General features: G+C 48.6%; 23 protein-coding genes. 18 read left to right on the top strand and 5 right to left on the bottom strand.

The window, feature by feature from the left end; genetic code table 11:
• Positions 1-83: 83 nt before the first annotated feature.
• Positions 84-698, top strand: a complete 615-nt coding sequence (locus tag D3P08_RS03425; RefSeq protein ID WP_119598052.1) for a hypothetical protein — start codon at positions 84-86, stop codon at positions 696-698.
• Between the two features lie 186 nt (positions 699-884).
• Here D3P08_RS03425 and D3P08_RS03420 read toward each other — a convergent pair whose 3' ends face one another.
• Complete coding sequence (locus D3P08_RS03420) at positions 885-2,132, bottom strand: stalk domain-containing protein (RefSeq protein ID WP_119598051.1); 1,248 nt, start codon at positions 2,130-2,132, stop codon at positions 885-887.
• A gap of 140 nt (positions 2,133-2,272) precedes the next feature.
• Here D3P08_RS03420 and D3P08_RS03415 point away from each other — a divergent pair, with 140 nt between their 5' ends.
• From D3P08_RS03415 to D3P08_RS03405, 3 genes are all read left to right on the top strand, one after another.
• The gene (locus D3P08_RS03415; protein ID WP_119598050.1) at positions 2,273-2,713 is read left to right on the top strand and encodes a hypothetical protein; all 441 of its coding nucleotides are present in this window, start codon (positions 2,273-2,275) and stop codon (positions 2,711-2,713) included.
• 87 nt (positions 2,714-2,800) lie between these two features.
• The gene (gene csaA, locus D3P08_RS03410) at positions 2,801-3,133 is read left to right on the top strand and encodes a chaperone CsaA (protein WP_119598049.1); all 333 of its coding nucleotides are present in this window, start codon (positions 2,801-2,803) and stop codon (positions 3,131-3,133) included.
• A 307-nt stretch (positions 3,134-3,440) separates the two neighbouring features.
• Complete coding sequence (locus D3P08_RS03405; RefSeq protein ID WP_119598048.1) at positions 3,441-4,598, top strand: winged helix DNA-binding domain-containing protein; 1,158 nt, start codon at positions 3,441-3,443, stop codon at positions 4,596-4,598.
• A gap of 300 nt (positions 4,599-4,898) precedes the next feature.
• On the opposite strand, the gene D3P08_RS03395 is transcribed toward D3P08_RS03405, so the two are convergent.
• Positions 4,899-5,474, bottom strand: coding sequence for an NAD(P)H oxidoreductase (locus D3P08_RS03395; protein ID WP_119598561.1), 576 nt, complete (start codon positions 5,472-5,474; stop codon positions 4,899-4,901).
• 153 nt (positions 5,475-5,627) lie between these two features.
• Between D3P08_RS03395 and D3P08_RS03390 the strand changes: the two genes are divergently transcribed.
• From D3P08_RS03390 to D3P08_RS03370, 5 genes are all read left to right on the top strand, one after another.
• Positions 5,628-5,987 (top strand): winged helix-turn-helix transcriptional regulator, encoded by a 360-nt coding sequence (locus D3P08_RS03390; RefSeq protein ID WP_119598047.1) that lies wholly within the window; start codon positions 5,628-5,630, stop codon positions 5,985-5,987.
• Between the two features lie 299 nt (positions 5,988-6,286).
• Positions 6,287-7,078 (top strand): class I SAM-dependent methyltransferase, encoded by a 792-nt coding sequence (locus D3P08_RS03385; protein ID WP_119598046.1) that lies wholly within the window; start codon positions 6,287-6,289, stop codon positions 7,076-7,078.
• Between the two features lie 226 nt (positions 7,079-7,304).
• Entirely contained in the window at positions 7,305-7,679 is a 375-nt protein-coding gene (locus tag D3P08_RS03380) for a YhfM domain-containing protein (protein ID WP_119598045.1), read from the top strand.
• Positions 7,680-7,782: 103 nt separating this feature from the next.
• The gene (locus tag D3P08_RS03375) at positions 7,783-8,697 is read left to right on the top strand and encodes an alpha/beta hydrolase (RefSeq protein ID WP_119598044.1); all 915 of its coding nucleotides are present in this window, start codon (positions 7,783-7,785) and stop codon (positions 8,695-8,697) included.
• A 220-nt stretch (positions 8,698-8,917) separates the two neighbouring features.
• Positions 8,918-9,349 carry a VOC family protein gene (locus D3P08_RS03370; protein WP_119598043.1) on the top strand — a complete coding sequence of 144 codons (432 nt, stop codon included), beginning with the start codon at positions 8,918-8,920 and terminating at the stop codon, positions 9,347-9,349.
• Positions 9,350-9,424: 75 nt separating this feature from the next.
• On the opposite strand, the gene D3P08_RS03365 is transcribed toward D3P08_RS03370, so the two are convergent.
• Together D3P08_RS03365 and D3P08_RS03360 are read right to left on the bottom strand one after the other, a co-directional pair.
• Positions 9,425-9,850: an SRPBCC family protein gene (locus tag D3P08_RS03365; protein ID WP_119598042.1), complete on the bottom strand. Its 426-nt coding sequence runs from the start codon at positions 9,848-9,850 to the stop codon at positions 9,425-9,427.
• Positions 9,851-9,927: 77 nt separating this feature from the next.
• Positions 9,928-10,884: a sigma-70 family RNA polymerase sigma factor gene (locus D3P08_RS03360; RefSeq protein WP_119598041.1), complete on the bottom strand. Its 957-nt coding sequence runs from the start codon at positions 10,882-10,884 to the stop codon at positions 9,928-9,930.
• A 1,042-nt stretch (positions 10,885-11,926) separates the two neighbouring features.
• Here D3P08_RS03360 and D3P08_RS03350 point away from each other — a divergent pair.
• The 9 genes from D3P08_RS03350 (at position 11,927) to D3P08_RS03310 (ending at position 22,664) form a co-directional block, all read left to right on the top strand.
• Positions 11,927-12,298 (top strand): hypothetical protein, encoded by a 372-nt coding sequence (locus D3P08_RS03350; protein ID WP_119598039.1) that lies wholly within the window; start codon positions 11,927-11,929, stop codon positions 12,296-12,298.
• A gap of 197 nt (positions 12,299-12,495) precedes the next feature.
• Entirely contained in the window at positions 12,496-13,182 is a 687-nt protein-coding gene (locus D3P08_RS03345) for a DUF6199 family natural product biosynthesis protein (RefSeq protein ID WP_119598038.1), read from the top strand.
• 192 nt (positions 13,183-13,374) lie between these two features.
• Complete coding sequence (locus D3P08_RS03340; RefSeq protein WP_119598037.1) at positions 13,375-13,629, top strand: hypothetical protein; 255 nt, start codon at positions 13,375-13,377, stop codon at positions 13,627-13,629.
• A gap of 362 nt (positions 13,630-13,991) precedes the next feature.
• A complete protein-coding gene (locus D3P08_RS03335) occupies positions 13,992-15,740 on the top strand; it encodes an extracellular solute-binding protein (protein WP_240647279.1) in 1,749 nt (582 codons plus the stop codon).
• 81 nt (positions 15,741-15,821) lie between these two features.
• Entirely contained in the window at positions 15,822-16,721 is a 900-nt protein-coding gene (locus tag D3P08_RS03330) for an ABC transporter permease (RefSeq protein WP_119598036.1), read from the top strand.
• Positions 16,722-16,732: 11 nt separating this feature from the next.
• Positions 16,733-17,638: a carbohydrate ABC transporter permease gene (locus D3P08_RS03325; protein ID WP_119598035.1), complete on the top strand. Its 906-nt coding sequence runs from the start codon at positions 16,733-16,735 to the stop codon at positions 17,636-17,638.
• 67 nt (positions 17,639-17,705) lie between these two features.
• Positions 17,706-19,469: a sensor histidine kinase gene (locus tag D3P08_RS03320; RefSeq protein ID WP_119598034.1), complete on the top strand. Its 1,764-nt coding sequence runs from the start codon at positions 17,706-17,708 to the stop codon at positions 19,467-19,469.
• Complete coding sequence (locus tag D3P08_RS03315; RefSeq protein WP_119598033.1) at positions 19,447-21,087, top strand: helix-turn-helix domain-containing protein; 1,641 nt, start codon at positions 19,447-19,449, stop codon at positions 21,085-21,087. The genes D3P08_RS03320 and D3P08_RS03315 overlap by 23 nt, the downstream gene beginning before the upstream one ends.
• Positions 21,088-21,137: 50 nt before the next feature.
• Positions 21,138-22,664 (top strand): carboxylesterase/lipase family protein, encoded by a 1,527-nt coding sequence (locus D3P08_RS03310; protein WP_119598032.1) that lies wholly within the window; start codon positions 21,138-21,140, stop codon positions 22,662-22,664.
• A 138-nt stretch (positions 22,665-22,802) separates the two neighbouring features.
• On the opposite strand, the gene D3P08_RS03305 is transcribed toward D3P08_RS03310, so the two are convergent.
• Complete coding sequence (locus tag D3P08_RS03305; RefSeq protein WP_338068700.1) at positions 22,803-24,017, bottom strand: SGNH/GDSL hydrolase family protein; 1,215 nt, start codon at positions 24,015-24,017, stop codon at positions 22,803-22,805.
• Between the last annotated feature and the right edge of the window lie 104 nt (positions 24,018-24,121).

Raw genomic sequence — 24,121 nt, 5'->3', positions numbered from 1 at the left:
AAAGTGAGAAAAGAACTATGGATGGAAAAGCCGGGATAACTAGATCTGGCATGTAAAATGAATTATCGACCTTTGGAGGGGAAATGAAAAAAATATTGAGCCTAACCCTATTGCTGCTGTTCAGCATCAGTTTGCTAAGTTGTTCGACAGAAAATCGAGAACCTGTTTTTCAGGTGACGCCAACGGACTTATTTGCGGGAGACGCTATGAAATTTAAGCCCTTTATAGAAAATGCCGGAGCGGTAAAAGTTCAGTATAGAGGAGATAAGGAATCGATTCGCCTGCTGGCTGAGGTTTGGGTGAACGGTGAGCTCCAGGATATTCATCCACAAATAGGCGGGTTTCTAACCAAGGAAACGGGTAACGGTTCAAGAGAGTGGAATGGTGAAGTTATTATTTCGTTAGAGATGACTGAGAATGTTGAGGGCTACAGCCAATATGCGGCGAAGAGCGTTTTTTATGAGGGAAGCGGACATGTCGGTTACGGATATACGTTTGATGCCGATGAAGCTCACACCGCGTTTGGTCATATCCCGTTGTATCAAGAGCAACGGGTTTCGCCCGAAGAGGGTGAGGTGGCAATCTGGGGACTGCAAGCCACCAATCTGAATGCATTGCGTACGATGGATTTTTCGCCAGAGCAGCTGAAGCTGACCGATTGGGCGGTTATTTTTAAATTGGCGGCCACCGATGCCTAAGAAGCTGTCGGAGTTATCCGGAGCCATAAGACATGAAGGGACCGTGTGGAAGAAATATACAGTACATGAAGAAGAAAAGTGAAGCCTAAAAACAATGCCGCCATACTCATTGTGGCAGCATTGTTTTTCATTTTGATATTTTAGAGAGACTCTCATGTCCGTAAGAATGTGAATGTCGGGTAATCACTATTCCGTTGTCAACATGACCCATCGCCGCTTGCTGTCCCAATCCAAGTGGAACCCGAATGATTCGACAATGAATCGAATAGGAACCATCGTGTATCCATCCTCAATATAAGGTTTGGCGTCTATTCGCTGCCTTTTGCCGTTAATGAACATTTCATCAGAATCGATGGTCAGAATGATTTTCGAGCCCTTATAGCTTAAAATAACCTGCTTTGCCTTCCCATCCCATTCAAATTCAGCGCCGATCCACTCCAATAGCCCGCGCAGCGGCACCATGACTCTACCATTATATTGCACTGGACGAACCGGGAATTGTTGGACTTCTTGATTAATAAACACTTTTGGAGACGAATAGGAGCTATCCGGAAATACCGCGTTCCCTTCGGTTGCTACAAATCTTTTAATAAACGCTTGGGATCGCTCGTTTAAACGCAATGTGTTCACGCCGTAAATCACCTTAAGTGTGCTCATCTCCTCCAAAGGAGACAGATCCGTGATATCCGTATTGGAGATTTCAATTGCCAGTAGCTTCAGCTCCCGCACAGGTGTCAGGTCCTTCACTTTGTTGTTTGTCACATCAAGAGAATACAATGCTTCAAGATGTCTGAACGGGGATAAATCCGTGATTAGATTCCCGGTTACATCCAGGTATTCAAGCCTAGTCAAATCATGCAAACCGCTAAAATCCGGGATGAAATTGTCGTTCAGTTCCAAGCTCTCCAGCTTCCGTAAAGCGTTCAACGGCATCGGGTTCGTTATGAAATTCACCGAAAGCTTCAACGTTCGAAGGGTCTCCATCGATTGTAACGGTTCTAAGTCGGTTATTTTATTCAGGGATAAGTCAAGATGTTCAACATTGGCTAGATCGCGTAACGGGCTTAGATCTGATATATTATTGTCATTCAAAGCAATATTCTGTAATTGGCGAAGACCTGATATGGGGCTTAGATCGCTAATCTCACCGTTCATCATACGAAGCTCTTTCAAATTGACGGCATACTCCAGTCCTTTCATACTCGTAACCCCGTACCCTGCTACCGCGTTAAGCTTTGCCATATCTTCTGGGGTAATTGCACCTTCCGGCTTCTGCAATGCCGATCTTACGATCCTTTCGAGTTTTGTGCTTTCGAAATACACGCTTGACTTCTTAGCATGAATTTCCGTCTCCGCTGCGAACAAAGAGCATAAAAAAACGATCATAAGTATGTTCACTAGCCATGCTAACCGGCTTTTCACCAAGCAGACCATCCAATAACCACCTTTGAATTATTTTATACATATATAGACCATAGAAATTGGAAAATGTTGCAATTCGTTAGGAATGAAGCCATTCGATTTTATCGTGGCAGCATCGGGCTTGTTACTACCTATTCTAGGGGGAATCGTTGATGAGAAGTCTCTTGTTAATTGCTATTCTGTTGGCTGTGGCGGTTGTTACTGGATGTTCGAGCGCCGAGAATTCTAACGCAGCAAAGTTGATAAGGGAACTTGAGGCTAAGGACCTTAAAGTGAGGGATATTACGAAAGAAGTGAAAGCAGAAATGCCAAATGTAGATGAAAATAAAACCTTGGTTTGGTTAGTGGAGGAAAGTGAGCGGATCTACATAGAAATTCCTGAGGACGCGGAGAATTCAATTGAAGAAAAGCTCCCTATATATACGAGTCCCGTAATCGATTTTACAGGCATACCGCATTTATACACCAAAGACGAACTGGTTATCAGTTATTTTGGCCAAAATGAAAAATTGTTGAACGCGCTGGAGGACATTTTGGGGAAATCTCTTGTGAATGAATACGCCTCCATTGTCATAAAAGCTATCGGGTCGTAGGATAGTTTAGTTATAATTTTTTATTCCCCTCTATGTCATTATGTAAATGTTAATATTGTGTATGAATAGTGGAAAGGGGACTGAAAAGTGGCAACAATTGATGATTTCTTGAAGCTCGATATACGAATTGGTACAATTACGAAATCGGAGTTTTTTGCAGAAGCCAAATTACCTGCTATTAAGCTTGAAATTGACTTCGGTCCGGAGATCGGAATGAAAACATCGAGCGCACAGATTACGAAACGGTATAAGGCTGAGGAGATTATAGGAAAACAAATCGTGGCTGTCGTTAACTTTCCTGCCAGACGCATAGCCGGTTTCAAATCGGAAGTATTAGTTCTTGGCGGAGTGCCGGAAAAGGGGGACGTCGTTCTCCTCAAACCAGACAGTCCATTACCGAATGGAACACCTATTGGGTAATATGCTAGACAAAAGCGGTTATTTAGGTGAGTGGGAAAACTTGACCAGGAGATCATGATAATAATTCCTTCTGGAGGTTTAAGCATTGGACCGTACAGAACGGGACTGAACGTTATTCCTTTCTCGATAGAAAAAGAATTTTCCCCCTTTGAGCACTCTGACATCATGATGTCAGGGTGCTCGTTTTATAATTGGTAGTGTCATTATAACGATCGGCTTATTTCAAAGTTGAAAAAATGTATAGCGATATCTGGAGATCCCGCAAAAATCTAGACGGCAATAAGGTATAAAGATGGGAGCTGTAGTCATGAAAGAAGTGAAAAGAACGCAAGTCCGGGAAACGGCGGTCGATAAAGAGACCGGTAAAACCCTCAGTAACCGTGAATTGAATCGCGCGTTGCTAGCAAGGCAAATGCTGCTAACTCGTGAGAAACTCCCTGTCTTGGAGACCATCGAAAAGCTGATGGGGATGCAGGCACAGTCGTCGAACGCTCCGTACTTCGGCTTGTGGTCTCGGATAAAAGATTTTTGTCAAGAAGAGCTTTCCGGGCTTTTGCGGGATCGTGAGGCTGTCCGTATGCCTTTGATGCGGTCCACATTGCACCTGGTCTCCGCTCGTGACGCTTTGCGTCTGCGCCCTTTGCTGCAGCCTGTCATGGACCGCAGCCTGAAGGGAGCATTTGGCAAGCAGCTTATTGGAATCGATCAAGAAACGCTTGCTGCTGCCGGGAGGGAGTGGGTCGAAAAAGAGCCCATGACATTAAATGAATTAGGCAAGCGACTAAGCGAATATTGGCCAGGGCTCGATCCGGAGGCTGCAGGAGCAGTGGTTCGGAATAAGGTACCGTTAGTGCAAATACCGCCTCGGGGCATGTGGGGGGAAAGCGGGCAGGCTGTGTATACGTCTGTTGAGGCATGGCTTGGTCAACCGATGTCCTCGCCTCCCGAACCGGAATGGCTCATTCGGCGTTATTTGTCTGCGTTCGGACCGGCCACAGTCAAGGATATACAGGTTTGGTCAGGGCTTACACGTATTCTTGAAGAGATAAGAGCACTTCGTCCACATCTGATCACATTTCGAAACGAAAAAGGCGAGGAGTTGTTCGATTTGCCGGATGCTCCTCGGCCGGATGCCGATACGCCATCTGTACCGCGCTTCCTCGGCGAGTTCGATAATATGCTGCTGTCCTATGCAGACCGTAGCCGAATGATGGATGAGACATACCGCAAACGTGTGTTCACCGTGAACGGAATCATTCGCGCGACCATTCTCGTTGACGGCTTCGTCACCGGAACCTGGAAGCTGCTGAGCCAGCGTGGCCGTTCCGTTCTGCATATCGAACCATTTCGGATACTTTCCAAAATAGAACGGGATGCTCTGACTGAGGAGGGAACTCGTCTGCTTCATTTCGCAGTTTCGAATGAGGCTGCGTCTGAAATTATTTTTCATTATAAGGATCATTAAAGCCTTTGAAGAAAGCGTGTCGCGGCTTTTAAGAAAATCACGGGCAGCATTAGCCCCATCGACTTCAAATCGTTTGTCTTCACTTCGGAATGCAGGGTAAGTCCGATATCGTGAAAGAGCGAACTGAATTTTCACTCCCGAATGTAAGGTGGTTGGCAAAACGAATCACCAAAGTTAATCCTTAGCGATAACGAACAAGGAGCAGCTGCTCCTTGTTTTTATTAAGCGAACAGGTACAATATTTAGCATATGGAAGCTGCTAATACGTTTTGGAGGCATGCGATTCAAATTCGATATTTCTCATTTGTTTTCATAATATAATCCGAGCTGGTAGGCTTGCGACAGTATTTTATCGTGAGTTTCCGGAGTCGAGTCCAATGTGTTATATAGCAGCTCAACCTTGCTATTGGAGATTCCGCAATAACTGGCGATAGCAACGTTCAGCTGCTGGTTCATCATCTGTTCATATTGTCTCTTGGCCATGTGTTCTTTCGAATCGGCAGCGAGCCCTAACCAGAGCACTTGTTTATGGTGAAGTTTCCTAGAACCATACGCAAATCCGTTGTTCCACACCCGATCGATATATCCCTTCAGCATAGCAGGCAAACTATACCACCATACGGGAAAGATATAAGCCAGACCGTCGAAATGTTGCATTCGTTCCATTTCCCTCTGAACTTCGGGAGAGTATATTTTTTGGTCTGTTGACCAATCCGGCTCATCCGCTTCCCAAAGCACAGGGTTAAATCCGATGCGATGCAAATCCAGGATTTCTGTTTCGTGGCCGGCATCTGCTAGACCTTGAGTGAACCTAGCCGCAACGGAAAAGGTTAGGGAATTCAATCTTGGGTGGGATACTACAGTTAATACTTTCATCATTCATCACCTTTCAATCGCTTTATACTAGAATTATGCAATATCAGGTGAAAACAAGGAATAACGCACTTTTTTGTTCCTCAGTAACGAAGTGGTGCTATAGGCACTGAAAAGTAACAATTAGAAAATATCAAAAGAAAGGCTGGCAATCGCATGGAAAACGATACTATTCGTGTCTATAATATCCCTGCCGAAGCAACATTAGAGGTTCTAGGGGGGAAATGGAAGCTATTGATTTTATGTTATTTGAACTGCGGGCCAATGAGAACGAGTGAGTTTAGAAAAGAAATTCCGAATATTACACAAAAAATGTTAACTCAGCATCTTCGGGAGTTGGAAGCGGACGGCATCATTAAACGAACTGTCTATAATCAGATACCACCGAAAGTTGTCTATGAAATGAGCGAATTAGGACTTTCTTTGAAGCCGATTCTAGATCAATTAGGCGAGTGGGGCGAGAATTACATGAATAACCGGCGGAATATGAAATACGAGAACTGCAAGGAAGAATAACTCTTTGATACCCATTGTGCTCACAAATCTTTAGCAAAGGCAGCCAATCGATTTTGTTGGCTGCCTCCATGTGTGTCTATGGATGATGATCAAGGTTTACGAATGAGCTATCCTCGAACCAATCGCCAGTTTATTTATTTATCATTCTTGTGGATGCGGCGGTTCGGAGTACCTACCTGCTAAACTAGCCGAGGTTGAGGAATCCATAAGAAGTCATTGAGGAAAGCAGTTTTAATAAGGTAATAATCTTGTTCACTGCAAGACCAGTGACACAAACTATATTTATAAGGGGACTTGAAATGAAAGATTCAACCATAAGTTTTTATGATGAACTCTCGGAAGAGTATCATCTTATTTTCGACGATTGGTATCAAACTGTATTGCAACAAGGTCAAATTCTGGATCAGTTTATTTGTTCCCCTCGTGTCCAATTCGACAACAAATCAAAAACACTTCTGGACGCTTCGTGCGGGATCGGAACTCAAGCCATTGGATTGGCTCGCCTTGGTTATAATGTAACTGCAACCGATATTAGCCCGCAATCAGTTGCCCGTGGCGTAAAAGAAGCGGAAAAGGCGGGAGTTGCGATCCATTTTGGCGTAGCAGATTTTCGTACTTTGCAGGAAGACGTTGAAGGAGAGTTTTCAATAGTACTATCAGCTGACAATGCTATTCCTCATCTGCTAACCGATGAAGATCTGGCAGCGGCTTGCCGTAATATGCATGCGAAGCTATCTGAAGGCGGTTTACTGATCGTTACCATTAGAGACTATGACCATCATGTTCAGCAAAAGGAGCGTGCTACCATCCCCCGCGTGTTCGATGATGGCAAACGTGTCGTTTTTCAGGTGTGGGATTGGTCGAATGATTACAAAACTTACACGGTAAATCATTTTATCTTGATTGAATCTGAGGGCAAATGGAATACAAGTGTTCAACGAACAACTTACAGAGCTCTGCTCAGAGACGAATTCAGTCAAATATTAAGCGCTGCTGGTTTTGACAACATTGATTGGCACATGCCGGCAGATTCGGGATATTATCAGCCGATTGTTACCGCAAGAAAAGGGAAGCCGACGACGGTTCGTTGAACAGGCCCGCTAGGGAAGGATCTTACCTTGCGTCAGCTCCGATGAATTTTGATTTGTCTGCGCAATTCGCATCCAACTAAACATGGAACGTAAGTTGGACCCATCAAAAAGCAGTTTGCCCGAGCGGCAGCTGCTTCTTTTTCATTGATCGAAAGGGCAGTTTTCGTAAAGTAACATTTGAAACAATATTTTCTTGTTGAGCGTCTAAGGATGTGAGGTGTTTATTATGAGAAAATTTATTGCACATTGCACCGCTATCCTCCTTATCTCATCACTAATAGGTTGTACAAACAGGCAAATTGATAAAATTAATATTTATGAAATGGAAAGTTTTCAAGAGACGAAAAATGATTCATTAAAAGAGATTACGGACACAACGGATATTTCCGTAATTGTCTCAGCTTTTAAGCTTGCAGTAAAAAACTCAGGTATTGCGGATATGGCAGATCCACATTATAAAGTTGAATTGGGAACGGAAACATATTTTCTTTGGATAGCAGAAAACTCTGGAACGATTGAGAACATCAAGGATACACATACAACTTACTCATTATCAGAGAAGTCAGCTAGGGAGATTTATCAGCTTGTAAGAAGTTACTAACTCTTCCTTGGCTATCACTTTTTCGGCTTGCTATCGCTTATTTTCTATAGACAACAATAAACACTGTTGTAAACGCTGCAAAAGCTGGAGGTATAGAAAGTTTATGAACATATCTTTAAAAGAACCAAGAATGGTATTTGTAGTGCTTATTTTGTTAGTCACAATTACAGGATGCACCACAAAAATGCCTGTATCTTCAAGTGAAAATCAATCCAATCCGCTTCAGAGTACGGACCCCGTAACCGAGATTGTAACTGAAACACCACTTCCCGAAGTAACGAACACACCGTCAAATCCCCCGGTTGAATATACCCCATCCTGGCCGGATCGAACAGTGAAGTCTTCTAAAGGGCATCTTGTGAATAGTTGTGTTCCAGATGAGCTGCGCGATAAAGCAACTACATTGACAACAAGTGATGGAGTGTACCTGTCGGCACTTGTGCTTGGCAGCGGAAATAAAGGTGTTCTGCTTGCACACGAACAAGGCTATAACATTTGCTCTTTTCTCGACATGGGAACGGAGTTGGCAGATAGCGGATATTTAGTCATTATTCCTGAATATCGTAATCACGGTGCCTCACAGACCGAAGAGGATAATCAATCAATAGACCGTGATGCAGAAGCAGCATTAGGTGAGCTTAAACGATTGGGTGCACAAAAAGTGTTTTTGGCAGGAGCATCATGCGGCGGTTCAACAGCTATCATTGCAGGCGTTAGTCAAGAGTTGCCTATTGAGGGGTTGATTATTCTTTCCTCCCCTGCACAATGCGGATCTCTTGATGCAATTCCAAGTGTGAAAGAGATTAAGGCGCCGTCCCTGTTTGTTTTTTCACCTGGTGATTATGGAGGCTCGATTGAAAAAGAAGTGCGTAAATTATATCAAGCGTCTGGAGCAACTGATAAAGAGCTGATCGTGGATGAGAGCGGATATCACGGAACAGATATGTACCATAAGGGGGAGCAGGGTGATAAGTTGAAGTCTCTACTCATTGACTTTGTTAAAGAGAATTTTAATTAATATAAACTAAAAAACTCTCCACAGCGGGAGCACGAGTAATTACCCTTCCTTTACCTAGACAAATAGTTAGAGAATCCTTTGATACGCTGTTCATACCAAATTATTATTTAAACTCACGCTTCCCACGCAGCTAGACCGATGAATTTGCGATTCAGCTGTCGTCTAATTAAACGAGGGCATCCATGACAACGATATTCATTTAACGAAGGAGTGTATGAAAATGGCATTAAAGTCCTTATTCACGAGCTTCAACCTGCCAGTAAAAAACGTAGAACAATCGAAGGATTTCTTCACCGGACTCGGCTTTGCGTTCGATCCGCAGTTCTCCCAAAAGGACAAGTCGGCAGCCATCGTGGTCGGCGACAACCTGCAGGTCATGCTGATCTCCCAACCATTCTTTAATACCCTCACACAGAAGGAAACGGTCGATACGGACAAGTATGCGCAGTTGACGATCGCGTTGGCCTTCGAGAGCAGGGAAAAGGTCGATGAAATCGTAAATACAGCGGTCTCCCTTGGCGGGAAAATACACGAAGATCCTGAGGATTATGGGTTCATGTATCATTGGGGTTTCGTAGATTTAGATGGCCATTTGTGGGCTATCAACTACATAAACAACAATCCCTCGGAAGTACAGTCCAACGAGGCGTAATAACGGTAAAATGCCGCTTTAAAAAAGACGCTGGGCACAATGGCCCGGCGTCTTTATCATTCCTCTACCAACGGATCAAGAGTGTTCGGTATAGGCTTTGAAGTTGTCCATAATCGCTTGCCAGCCTGCTTGCTGGAGCTCGACGGGGTGGCTGTTGTCCGCGTCAAACGTTTCGATGACCATCGTCACGCTGCCTTGATCGATGAATGCAATATCTACTCTTCTCTCGTCTCCGAGGGTATAGCCGATCGCCTCGTGGCGGTTCACGATGTCGTAGACGCCTGCAAAATCAAAACCCATGCTGCCATCCTTCGCTTCCATCCGCGTCGAGAACTTGCCGTTGACCCGCAGATCGTTTTCGGCTCTCGGCGAATGCCAGTCCTCGGACGCGTGGTTCCACTTCGTAATATGTTCCGGCTCGGTCCAATAGCGCCATACCTTCTCGACAGGGGCTTGAATGATGGCTTGCACGGTTACTTTCGTCGGTTGATTCGTTTCCATTTTAAATGGACACCTCTTTCGTAATTTTCGTCGTTTGATTTATTCTTCATGATATAGACGAAAGCTAGCCGCGAAATTCATCGGTCGAGTCGCTCAGGCAGCCCAAATCGTGAAAATAATTCGGCGCTGATGAAGTTTTGAACGTGCAGGATTTGATTTTCTTTGGTTTCGATGACGTGAATGCCCCAAGGGACCAAGCTGGCGTTATCCTTGCCCGGCATATATTGGGCCAATGCCGGATAACCGCCATTCACCGTAACGGGCACAAATCGCGAACCCTCACAATGCCAGCGCGTAAGCGAATAGAAGGCGGATAAATCGTTCTTGCCGCGAACCCACATCTCGAAAGGGGGCATCGACATGCAGCCTTCCTCGTGAAACAGCGCGACAAGCGCAGCAATATCGAATCGTTCGAAGGCCTCCACGTATCGGGACAGAAGCTGCGGCTCCGGCTGGGTGTCCATCCGGCTGAGTTCATCGGATCGAAGCTGAGCCCGGCCCATCGTCTCTCGCGCTCTCTGCAAGGCGCTGTTCACCGCTGCGGGCGACATCGCCAACGTATCCGCGATTTGCTTGGAGGACCATTCAAATACATCCTTCAAAATGAGTACCGCACGTTGCCGCGGAGGCAAGGTCTGCAAGAGAGCGATGAAGCAAAGTTGAAGCGTATCCTTGCGGACGAGCCGATCCTCCGGATTGCCTCCAAAGTCGGGAGACGGCCAGATCCACGAGGCGTCCGGCCGCGTATTGCGCGGCTCGACGATGGCTGCGGCCGGATCGAATAAGTCAACGGGAAGCGCGCGGCGCTTGGATTGTCTCAGCTTGTCCAAGCAAATATTTGATGCGATCCGATAGACCCACGTTTTGAACGAAGATTCCTGTCTGAACGTGCTCCCGCTCTGCCAGACCCGAATACTCGTCTCCTGAACGGCATCGTCCGCATCGTCCATAGAGCCCAGCATCCGGTAACAGAACGACAATAAGCCCGGCTTTAAGCTTGCAAATAAAGGTTCGTCAAATGCGGTCTCGTTCATCGCGGGCCTCCCTTAAGCGTCTCCCCGAAGGGCGGTACATTTCATTCATTATAATTCAAGCTAGCGGAGACCTCAATTGAATTCATAGGCGGCAGCTTGAAGCTTTTCCGTGTGCCATTATTGAGACGGCGGCTTTGTGCGCTTCGCCTTCTTCTTATTTAAATGATGGATCGTCTACACCAAGTTGGACAGGAAAATGGAGCAATGTGCGCTGGAATTGAGCGACTTTGTCCACTGGTTTAACCAGGTGAGATGATTTAGGCATTACTCGTTCAACGAATCAAGCTATTATGGATATGTTTCGAAAAAAAGTTAATTACTTCTGCAATGGCCTAGATCCCACTCACCTCTATAGTCATGCTGGCTGCATCCTAGGACTACACCAAGAAAGGATGAATGTCGAAAATCATTCATTTAAAACCCGGGGGTTACGCAGTTCGTAACTGTCAGAAGCCGATTGGCAGCATCATTACGTTAACTGGCAGTTTACTGCAACAAACATCCCATTCAAAACGTTTACACTATATGGATTGAGTGGTATGTGTTAGAAAAAGGGGGATGACATTGAAACTGGCATTTAAGCTTCTATCCGTAATGTTAGGGTTGTTTCTTATTTATGATGGGTATTCCATTTATACATTCACCGCCAGAAGTCCCGACGGTAGTATGGGAATACGTAGATTGTTTGATAACCTCTTCATTCCAGCGACAGATTTTCACTTACATACCTATGGAATATCCTTTTTCTTAGTTGGAGTTCTATTCGTATTGATCCCTGTTATTCGCATCAAACAAAATGCTAACGGAGAACTTTGATTCAATGCATCATGGGGCAGTTTGCGTACTGGCAGCTGCTCCATTTTCGTTAAGCTAAAGGGCAGTTAAGTTGCAATAGGTGGTACTATAGGAATGTAAAGGAGTGATTTTTATTCGTAATTGCTTCCCTCTTCTATTACTAAGCATCCTGCTCGTCTTAGCAGGATGCCAAAAGACCGCAAGTACGCAATCCGTGCATTGGTCAGCTACCAAGGAAGAGGCGCTTTTGCATTACAAAGAGCAGCTACCACGAGTGGATGAGACGTATCTTGAACTCATGCTGACCACAGGTGATTCTGTAGTATTGGTGAAGCAAAATCAATCCTTCTATGCCATGGGGGAAATTTATAGGAATCAAGGTGAGTATACCTTTGAGCGAACATCAGCTTGGGTGGACATAGGAAACACAACAGGCGCCATGTGGGCGTTTACCACCAAAGCAGGCACGGGTTATAAGCTGAAAATCGCCAAGAGCCAAGAGGACACAAGTAGTTTCTATAACGAAGCGGTCGGCGTCTACCTGACGGTGAGCGATGGAGACCGCGAATATAACGATATAAACGTAACCAATCTTATCTCCGCCGCAAGTGTGCTTTAAACTGTATTAAAGTAACGGAGAACGTTAGCTTAAGATGCAACTGGCATGATGGTCAGTTGCCTTAAGCTTGGTTGTAAATCATCAGCACGTTATATCCTTGCATAAATGCATGCAACCGCCTCTTTCATTAGGACGTAAAAGGGATAAAGCAGAAAGGATGAGCACCTATTTCTACCCGAGCGGCATTATTCGGAAAAATGAAAACGCCTAGTTCTATTTTCTTCGTCTCCGTGCTCCTCGTGTCCATCTTGACGGGCGTCTTGTCGAAGCCCTATTTCACGGACCGCGTCTTCTATCTGTACGAGGATACGTACAAATTCGCCAGCGAGCAAGACCGTCTTGTCACCTATCATAGCAGCACGGCTGGTCCCGTCCAAGTACGCACCGACGACGAGAAGCACCGCACTTTGATCATTGACGGGCAGTCCTATGCGATTGCGGACAAAAGCGTCCCTTACTCGACCAAGTTTTACGTGACCTATCCGAACGGCCATGTCTACAGCGTCGAGGATAACAATGGCTTGCTCTTGAGCTACGATGACAAAGGGAATATCGTTATGACTATTCAGATGTACGCTAACGGCGAGCGGATCAAGCAGGAAGGGGAAGAAGCTTTTCCGCCGTCGGCGCTCGTAAGTGCGGCTTACCCCGATTACCATGTCAAACGAGGCATACCGGGGTTTCTGTTTCTTGCCCTCGGCTTGCTGATCTTTGGCTGGTGCAGCTTTCGGTACCAAGCCTTCCAGGACTTAATGTTCCGTTTATCTCCTCAGCGGCTCATGTACGAGAACCCCGAGCCGAGCGACTTCTATTATTTTATGAGCAAGGTCGGAGGCATTATCGTGATGATCGGTTCGATTTTCGTTGCTTTCAAAGCGTACTAGGGCATGTGCTCTGCTGCTTCTGCTGCCGCTTATTTACCGCCCGGCGGCTCGGGCGTAGATAGGCGGTTGACGTAATCAGGCAGCGCGGTATCGATAGGTATACTGTTATCGGAGACTTCGGCTCCTGGAAATTGATCTAATGGAGAGTCTGGCGACTTTATTTTCACGTCCATGACAAGAAGGGAACATTTTATGAAAAGGACATTGATAGGAAGCGTAGCATTTCTTTCCGGAATTTTGATTGCTTTAGCCATTCTTATTTCCGCGGCTCAATATGTACCGGAAATTAATACTTGGAGGGGCTCTAAGCTTTGGTTCGCAATTTTTGGCGCGATTGATATGGAGTCTGAGCAAAGTTTATTTCTGGGTGTTCCATTCACAGCAGGTCTTCTTCTGATTGTTCTTGGCTCAATTATTTTAGCGATTGAATACTTCAAGAAGGATTAATGGTACTTGAGTCCGTTCCGGGTCTTACGTTCGGCTGTCCGGATAAAGCAGGAAGTCGCTTTTTTTACGTTCGTGTAAATATGATGGCGATAATGGCAAGACGTGGTATTGAATTTCCGGTCGCGGTTAAAGATCGGCTCAGCCACGTCTTCTATTTTCTTTAGGAGAAGCGACCGTTGCGTTAAGATTCGATCGGTTAGTCAGGCGATAAATTCATTTTATAAAAACGCTTACAAAATGGTGGCTTTTAGTTAAAAAAAGTAAAGAGATGGACATTGTTGCAGGAAGCCCCTGATTTTTATAATGAAAGCACAGACATCGCATGCGGCATTGTCTCGATTCTGATAGAAGGGGGCGAAGGTATGAGAGGCTCAGGCAAGAAGTCATTCGCAATGATCATGGTGCTGCTTATCGCGGCGGGTATGGTGCTGGCCGCTTGCAGCAACAACAATGAAGGCGGCAATAAAGGAAACGGCAATACTAACGTTCCAGTGAAGCAAGAAGCAACCGAAGGCAACGATGGGGCAAATGCAGACAGCGGCGCTTCGGAAGACCCTCTCGGCAAATATGATCCGCCGATTGAAGTCACGACAGTCCGGAATTTGAGCGATGTCGTCGAAAATAACGTGCTCGGCGTTTTGGAGGGCGAAACGTTCGAAGACAACAGATGGACTCGGGTATACGAGGAGCAGCTCGGGATCAAAATTCGGAACGAGTGGGTCGTGAAAGGCAATCCGGACTCGGACCAATACGTTCAGAAGATGAATGTCACCCTCGCATCGGGCGAACTGCCAGACTTTCTGTCAGTGAATGCTGTCCAGCTGAAGCAGCTGACAGAGTCCGACTTGATCGAGGATATGACGGAGCTGTACGAGAAATATGCGTCACCGCTTACAAAGGACATTTTGTCTCAAGAAGGGACGGGTCCATTTGACGCCGCGACGTTCGACGGAAAGCTGATGGCGATTCCGCAAGTCGAGCCGTCAATCGAACGCTCCATGTTTGTCTGGATACGAACGGATTGGCTTAACAAGCTTGGCTTGCAGCCGCCGAAGACGATGGCGGACGTGCTCGCGATTTCGAAAGCGTTTACCGAAGACGATCCGGACGGCGACGGCAAGCCGGATACATTTGGTCTTGGCGTAACGAAGGATCTGTGGGGCGGAGCCAACGGACTGGAGGGCTTTATGGCGGGCTACAAGGCCTATCCGAATTTATGGGTTGAAGACGCATCGGGCAAGCTCGTGTTCGGCAGCATTCAGCCGGAAGTCAAGCAAGCGCTTCAAGCGCTCCAGGACATGTTCAAAAACGGCCAAATTGACAAGGAATTCGGCATTAAGGATGGCGGGAAGGTAGCAGAAGATATTACGGCAGGCAAGATCGGCATGGAATACGGCGAACAGTGGAATTCCATTTGGCCGCTCCAGCTGAACAAAAATAATGAACCAGACGCTCAGTGGCAGGCATTCCCTATCGTATCGGAAAGCGGTGAACTGCCTAAGGTTCCGCAGAAATTCAGTACAACGAAGTTTTTTGTCGTACGAAAAGGCGCGGAGCATCCGGAAGCGGTGATCAAGCTGTTCAATCTGCATTTGGAGAAAAACTGGGGAGAGACAGCCGAGTTCGACGTCTACTATGCGCCGAAGGAAGCGGAAAGCGTGTGGCAGCTGTCGCCGGTACAGCCGGCACCGCCGAAGAAGAACGTGACGGCTTACCGCGAGATCGACGCGGCGCGCAAAGCGGGCGACTTCCAGGCGCTGAAGGGCGAAGCCAAGACGATTCAAGAAAAGATCGATCTGTACAATTCCGGCTCTGAAGAAGGCTTCGCGGTATGGGGCTGGGAGCGCATCTACGGACCGGAAGGCTCCATGGGTATTACCGACCAGTACGATAAGAACAATCAGTTCCTGATCGACAAGTTCGTTGCGGCTCCTACGCCGACAATGGTCGAGCGGAAATCGACGCTCGAGAAGCTGCAGGACGAGACGTTCGTCAAGATTATTCTCGGCGACCCGATCGATTCCTTCGACAAGTTCGTGGAGGATTGGAAGAAGCTTGGCGGCGATCAGATGACGCAAGAAGTGAATGAGTGGTACGCATCAACGAAGTAGCAGCAGGAGCAGGGGAGAGGGCGCCAACGGCACCTATTTCCCCTGTTTCTTTCCACACAGAGACTGAAAGGGGATTGACCAATGGGCGGAAAGTGGCGAAGGGAGCTCCCGCTGCACTTCATGATTTTACCTGGCTTGTTGTTCATCGCAATATTCTCTTATGTGCCTATGGCGGGCATCGTGATCGCCTTCCAGAAGTTCATCCCGGCAAAGGGGTTGTTCGGCGATCAAAAATGGGTCGGCTGGGACAATTTCAATTATGTAATGGATTTGCCCAGCTTCTCGCAGGTATTTTGGAATACGCTTTCCATTGCCAGCATGAAACTGGTGCTCGGGCTTATCGTGCCGATTATATTCGCGATTCTGCTAAACGAGCTGAAAAACGAAATGGTCAAGCGCTCCATCCAGACGGCCATTTATTTGCCTTACTTCCTGTCATGGGTTGTATTAGGCGGCATACTCATTGATTTGCTGTCGCCATCGGGCGGCATCGTCAACGGTCTCTTGACTTCACTTGGCTTGGAGCCCGTCTTCTTCCTAGGCGACAACAACTGGTTCCCCGCTACATTGGTCGGTTCGGATATTTGGAAAAACTTCGGGTACGGAACGATTGTCTATCTAGCCGCTATTACGGGTATAGACCCAGGCTTGTACGAGGCGGCGACGATCGACGGCGCGAATCGCTGGAAGAAGGCATGGCATATTACGCTGCCCGGCATGCGCATGGTGATTGTGCTGCTTTCCGTGCTCAGCCTTGGCCAGCTGCTCAACGCCGGCTTCGACCAAGTATTTAATCTTTATAGTCCGCAAGTTTATGAGAGCGGCGATATTTTGGACACGTTCGTCTACCGAATCGGTCTGCTCGATGCGCAATACGGCGTCGCTACAGCTGTCGGTTTCTTCAAGTCCATTGTCTCCTTCGTGCTCATCGCGGGTTCTTATTTCTTCGCGTATCGATTTGCCAGATACAGAATCTTCTAGGAGGGTACACCATGTCCAATAAACCGGCGGCAGCAGCCCCGTCCTCCCGCAAGCCGATCGATTGGTTTGCTGCCGTTAATACAACGTTTCTGATCATCGTCGCGCTGGTGTGCATTTTGCCTCTTATTCATATTGTCGCCGTGTCCTTCAGCTCGAGCACCGCTGCGGCCGCAGGTTATGTCAAGCTATGGCCGGTCGACTTCACGCTAGCCTCATACGAGTTCACGGCTGGCCGAGATGGTTTCTGGCTGTCGATGCTCACGTCGCTGAAGCGGATTGCGCTCGGAACGCCGCTGAATTTGCTCCTTACGATTCTGGTAGCGTATCCGCTCTCCAAGGAATCGAAGCAGTTCCGGTTCCGCATCGTCTATGCTTGGATTTTTTTCCTGACGATGCTGTTTAACGGCGGTTTGATCCCCTGGTATATCACGATCAAGGAATTGGGGCTATTGGACACAATCTGGGCGCTCGTCCTTCCCGGCGCGGTTCCGGTATTCAGTATCGTCCTGCTGCTCAACTTTTTCCGTGAAGTGCCAAAGGAACTGGAGGAAGCTGCTATCATTGACGGTGCAGGCCAGTGGATGACGCTGTGGCGGATCTATGTGCCGATCTCCATGCCGGCGATCGCGACGCTTGCGCTCTTCTCGATGGTCGAGAATTGGAACAGCTGGTTTGACGGGCTGATCTTGATGGGTGACCCTTCAAACTACCCGCTGCAGAGCTATATTCAGACCATCGTCATTCAACAGAACTTCACGGCTGTGTCGCGCGAGGATATTATGAACCTGGCCCAAATATCGGACCGAACGCTGAGATCGTCGCAAATTTTCCTTGCCTCGCTGCCGATTCTTTGCGCATATCCGTTCCTTCAGAAATACTTCGTGAAAGGCATTGTGCTTGGCAGCGTGAAGGGTTAAAAAAAATTGTTAGTTAGCGGCGCAGGCGCGTGGTGTATAGTAGAGAAAAAGGCCGGAGGAGACTGCGATGTTCATGCGCCGGGATTATTCATTGCGCAATACGATTTTTTTGCGTTTGGTCGTCACATTTACGCTTATCATGCTGCCGATCGTGACGGTTGGCGTCTCCATCTACCAATGGAGCATCCGGACTGCGAGCAATGACATTTCGAAGACGGCCGTCTCGCAAATTTCGTTTTATTTGAATGACCTTGAGAACGAGATCGAGCGGATGAAGCTGCTCCAATATGGGTTTCTTGAAGACGCCGATTTGAACAAGCTCGCCCTCACGTGGGAGACGATGGGCGACATTGAACGTATGGAAAGCATTACGCTGGTGCTGAACCGCGCCTTCACGCTTCAAAACAGCAGTCATTATATTCGGGATGTAAGCGTTCACATAAGGCCGATTCAAAAAACGCTGTCATCTCTAAGCGGGGCGGGAGTCTTTAAAGCCGACCGGTATGAGGCGCTGCGCGCAGCTATTGAAGAATACGGAACGAAGCCGATTGTATGGAACGGGAATATCTATCTAAGCGCGGCTAAACAGAGCGGCTTGAAAGAGAAGGGGCCGCTGTTCATTATTGAGATTGAGCTTGACAGCCGCAAGCTGGAGGAGGCGCTCCAGCAATTCAATACGTACACAGGCAGCGGTTCGATTATGAAGGTGAGACATACGGGCTTCTTAATCGGCAGCAAGCTCTTACAGACGCTGGATGAAGGGACGCAGAATAAGCTCGGCCTGATCGCAAGCGGCAGTTCCGGCACAATCGCTTTGGAGGAGCAGCGTTACTTCGTATCGCACGCCTATTCGGAACGGCTTGATACGTCCATCTACCGGTTTATTCCGGAGGATGTTATCCGCAAACCGCTTGATAAGTTCTACGCGCGGGCATGGCTTTTCGCGGCTGGCGCTTTAATCATGATGGGGATTTATGCGCTGTCCACCTACAAGTTTATTCACAAGCCGCTGCTCAAGCTGGTCAAGGGGTTCCGCCGTCTAGAGAGCGGCGACCTTGAACAAGCGATTGCCCACGACGCGAACGATGAATTCCGTTACATTTATGAGCGCTTTAATCAGATGGTTGTCAAATTGCGGACGCTGATCGATCAGGCCTGGAGGCAGAAGGTGCTTATGCAGCGCGCCGAGCTGAAGCAGCTTCAGTCGCAGATTAATCCGCATTTTTTATACAACAGCTTTTTTATTATGAACACGATGGCCAAGACAGGCGATACGGAACGGATTGAGATGTTTACGACGCTTTTAGGGGATTATTTCCAGTTTGTGACCCGCAATGCGTCTGACGATGTCACGCTTAAGCAAGAGGTGCATCATGCCAGAACGTACGCCGATATTCAGGAATTGCGGTTCTACAAGCGGATCGAGGTTTATTTTGAAGAATTGCCGGAGGCGTTCGAACGGCTGATGGTTCCGCGTCTAATCGTGCAGCCGATTATCGAGAATGCTTTCGAGCACAGCCTGGAGAAAAAAGCGAGGAATGGACGAATTGAGGTTCGCTTCGAACGCTGCGGAGCCTCCTTGTGCATCATCGTTGAAGATAACGGCGACAGCTTGTCTGATGACCTGTTGAAGACAATTGAGCAGAAGCTTGGTTCAGAGGATGAGTTTTCAGAAACAACCGGTATTGTCAATATTCACCGCCGTTTGGTCATCTCATGCGGCGAGGGCAGCGGAATCCGCGTCTCGCGAGGAGACCTTGGCGGCCTAAAGGTGACGATACGAATTCCGCTTAAGGAGGGAACGGCAGATGCGGCGATTGCTAATCGTTGACGACGAAGCGATTATCACCGACGGGCTTGCAGAAATATTTGGAAGACTTGGCTTGCCAGGGCTCGAAATTTGCAAGGCCTATTCAGGCGGGGAGGCGCTTGATTGGCTGAACAGTACGCGCATCGATATCGTTCTCTCCGACATTCGCATGCCCGAGCTCAACGGACTCGAGCTATTAGAGGTTATCCGTAGCGGCTGGCCGCGCTGCCGGGTTATCTTCCTCACGGGGTATAACGACTTCGATTCGGTCTACCAAGCCATCCAGGTATGGGGCGTTCGGTATTTGCTGAAGACCGAAGGCTACGACAAAGTTATTTCCGAAGTGAAGGAGGCGCTCCGTGAGCTGGACGAAGGACATCGGACCGAGGTGTTGCTGCAACAGGCGAGGGAACAGCGCAATACGCTGGAGACGCTGGCGCAGGGCGAGTATTTTCGGCATTTGCTTTTAGGCACGGGAATCGGCACGGCGGAAAGTTTACAGGAGGATTTCCGGAAGCTGAACGTTCCGCTCGATCCGGCAATGCCGGTCATGCTCGTCTTAGGAAACCTGGTACATTCCGGATCCGATACCTCCTATTCCGGAAGGCGTGAAGCGGCCCTTGCGGTTAAGCTGCTAGGAGACACCTATTTCCACGAGAAGACGAGATGCGTCGGCATCATCGACCGGTACGGCGATTTGTTCTGGATGATCCAACCGTATGCGGATAAACAGGAAGCCGGAGATTCGTTCGAGGGCGTTGTTCGGTTCCTTGAAGGGACGCTGGACCTTATATCGGGAGCGTGTCTCGATTCGCTGGGCATTGAGACGACGTTTACGATCTGCAGTACGCCGTTTAATTGGGAAGCTCTTCCGGGCGCTTATGACCGGCTTAGACAGATGCAGCATCTTAGAGCCGGCGATGGCAGCAGCATGGTCGTGACCATACAGTCCGAGTCGGTTGACATGACAAGGCAGACGCGGGAAGGGCTGCGGGCGGAGAAGCTTGAGCCGCTTGCAGGACTGCTGGAAGCGGGGCGAAGAGATGCATTCGTGGAAACGCTCGGCGATTTGTCTGACGAAGTTTTGGGGGACCCATCGGTTGATGCGATACAAGTCATGGAGCTTTACTATACGATAGCAATGATGCTGCTCTCCTACGTCAATCGTAGAAAGCTAAGCGATCAAATATCAGCAATCGAGCTTATGCGTTTCGAGGGGCATGCCTCATGGCAGGATGCGTTCGCCTTTTTATCTCGCACCGCGGATCATCTGTTCATGCTAAGACGGACAAGCGAGTACAGTCGAGCGAAGACCGTGATTCAAGGGATTTGCTCCTATGTCGAGGATCACATCGATGAAGATTTATCCGTTGTTCGTCTAGCGAGCCGGTTCCACTTCAATCCGGCTTACTTATCGAGATTGTTCAAGCAGGGCAGCGGTCAGAACTTGTCCGATTATATTGAAGAGGCAAGGATACGCAACGCCAAGCGGCTTCTTGCTTCAGGCGAGCTTCGCGTCCATGAAGTCGGCGCGCGGGTCGGGTACGAATCGCCGCATTCCTTCACCCGATTTTTTAAGAAAGCGACCGGAATGACGCCGCAGGAATTTCGCGAGTCCAGTAGAGAGGCGGCTCAGTAGTCAATCGATCATGGAAGCAGCCAGACCCTATTAAAAGGAGGCGTAACATCGTGCTGAGGATAACAAAAGTTGAAAACGGAATCGTACAGGGGCTGCCTGCGGCTGACCCCCGAATTACAAGCTTTAAGGGAATCCCATTCGCTGCGCCGCCGGTCGGCGCAAACCGTTGGCGCGCTCCGCAGCCGGCAAAAGACTGGGACGGCGTCCTGAAAGCGTATGAGTTCGCGCCGATCTCCATGCAAGTGAGACAAGAGCTGGACGATAACAACATCTATACCAGGGAATGGGCCGTCGAGCCGGATATTGCCATGGACGAGGATTGCCTATACTTGAACATCTGGACGCCTGCCAAGCGCGTTGGCGAGAAACTGCCGGTGTACGTATGGTATTTCGGCGGAGGACTTCAGGTCGGCCATACGGCCGAGATGGAGTTTGACGGCGAACGAATCGCGCGGCGAGGCATCGTAGTCGTTACGATCAATTATCGTTTGAACGCATTCGGGTTTTTGTGTCATCCTGAGATTACGGCGGAAGCGCCGGAAGCTCCCGCCAACTTCGGTCATCTCGACCAGCAGGCCGCGACCAGATGGGTGAAGCGCAATATTGAGGCATTTGGCGGCGACCCGAATCAAATAACCATTGGCGGACAGTCCGCAGGCGGCGGGAGCGTTATGAGTCAGCTCGTATCCCCGCAGAACGAAGGGCTTTTTCAGAGAGCGATCGTGCAAAGCGGAATATTCACGAAGCTTTATCCGGCAAGCGGGATGCCTAGGTTCTGGAGACGTCTTGCGGAAGCCGAGCAGGAAGGCGTTGCTTTTTTCGAGTTTTTAGGTGTTACTACGCTTGCGGAGGCCCGGCAGCTTGATGCGGTCTATCTGCGGGATAAGGCGGTGGAGTATCGAGGATTCTGGGGCACCGTCGAAGACGGCGTCTTTAATGTAGGCGTTCCGTTCGAGTTGTTCCTGCAGAATAAGGGCTGGAAGGTGCCGATTATGCTTGGCCATACCTCCACCGAATTCTTTAGCGTACCGAGCGTCAGCACGCTCGATGAATTCAAGCGGATGGCTGACGAGATGTTCGGCGAGGAGGCCGAAACGTTCCTGAACCTGTGCAACGCGCAGTCAGGCAGCTTGGAGGAGGCCAAGAAGAAGGCCGCGGTAAGCGGCATCGAATACGCGATCCGGATAGCCGCGCAAGCTAACGCCGATTCGGGGGCCGGAGTCCCCATGTACTATTATAATTTCGACGCCGAGATTCCGGGCTGGGATAACCCTGGAACCTTCCATTCGGTGGATCTGTGGTTTTTCTTCGAGACGCTTGCCAAGTGCTGGAGGCCGTTTGTTGGCAAGCACTACGATTTGGCGCGCCAAATGTGCAATTACTGGGCGAATTTCATTTGTACCGGAGACCCGAACGGACTGGATTCTACAGGGGAGAAGCTGCCCCATTGGGAGCCTTACACGCCTGATGCGCCTTACGGAATGCTGTTCGCAGACCGGGCAGAGTTTGCCAGAGAACAGCCGAGCGAGATCATGCAATTTCTAACGAGACAATTTTTTAAAACTAGCGCGGACTGATTTGAAATTTGACTTGCGGTGCCGCTTGAATGCAGCCCGCTGTGCCGGAAAAAGGGCCGTCCCCCTCGCGTCGAGCTTAGCGAAAGGGACGGCCCTTTTTATGTTGTCCGAATCGGTACGGACTTTGCTGCGCTTCATCTATTCCACGTATCCAAAGCCTAGAATCGTAAAACGTTTAGACTCGTGCCCGGCCGCCATTCGGATTTCGATGGTATGCTCTTCCGACTGCTCTGACCGGAGCAGGATGACGGCGTGGCAGCGCGTCCAGTTCACGGCATGAGATTCCGCCGTCCTCACAAGCTTCCCGTCGACCCTCACTTCGGCATTGCCGAAATCGTCGCTGCCCGAGTTTTTAAAAACGAGGAGAAGACTTTTGCAGCGGATGGTCATCTTAAAGCTCTCGCTGCCGGAATCGCCCGTATGCATCCAGTTATGAGGGAATTGCGCAGTGCCGTACGGATGGTCGTCCATTTCGGCGAATTGCAGCTCGGCGTCGACCTTTCCGAAGCCGCCTTCCTCAATGAAAGCTATACTTGTCCTGCTAGCTCGGTCCAGCAATCGCACGCCGGCAAAGTCGTTTCCGATAACCGGCGGCAGATCGAGGCGAATCGTTTCTTGATCCGGAGCGGAACGATCGGTTTCGGTGAACAGCCACGTCAAGCAATCGGCCATTATCATATGTCCCGCATTTGTCGGATGATAGATGTCCGCGAAAAATTGCTTTTTGGAGATAATGCCTCCTTCAACAGGCGTCTTGCGGAATTGTTCCGTTACGGCGTCCTTAATGCTCACCATCGGAAGTCCGTAATGCATGCCGACAGGGGAGAGGCGGTCCTGTAAATTCCAATCGCTTTCAAAAACGCTGAACAGCAGAATGACAGCTGGTTCATGAGCCGCGGTCAGCGCCTTTAAGACCAAGCTTTCATAGCAAACGCCGTTTGTTTCGTCATCCGCGTCGTTGACCGCAAATTCGATGACGATGATGTCCGGCTGGACGGTGCCGTTGCGCAGAACATCCCGCTCGTAACGTATCATGCCAAGCTCGGAAGGCGTTCCGCCAACGCCTGCTTTAATAAGACGGATGGGACTGCCGCCGTTGCTGGTGAATTTTTCTTTGAAATTCATATAGGTCTGGTAAGCGTAGCAATTCGTGTGAAGAGGGACGGCACCCGCGCCATGTGTGATGGATCCGCCAATGAAAGCTAGCGTGACCTCCTCGCCTCTTCTAGCCTTGTCGATAGCTGCTTTTAGTCTTTTATTGTTGCCTCGACTGAGCAGCGATTTGGCGATCATTTCGCGATAAGCCTTCGTACGGGGAATGATTGTATCGGCAGGATGCAGCAGGTCGCTCATTGGCATTCTCCTCTTTTTAAGTATAATCTCTTATTTTAATAGACAAGGGGGAGAAAGAACACCTGTCTAAGCATGGGTTTTAAAATAAAAACCGCCATTATCCA

The organism is Paenibacillus nanensis (assembly GCF_003583765.1).
Lineage (GTDB): Bacteria > Bacillota > Bacilli > Paenibacillales > Paenibacillaceae > Pristimantibacillus > Pristimantibacillus nanensis.
Note: the sequence above shows the minus strand (reverse complement) of the source record. Positions and strands in the feature narration are given on the sequence as shown.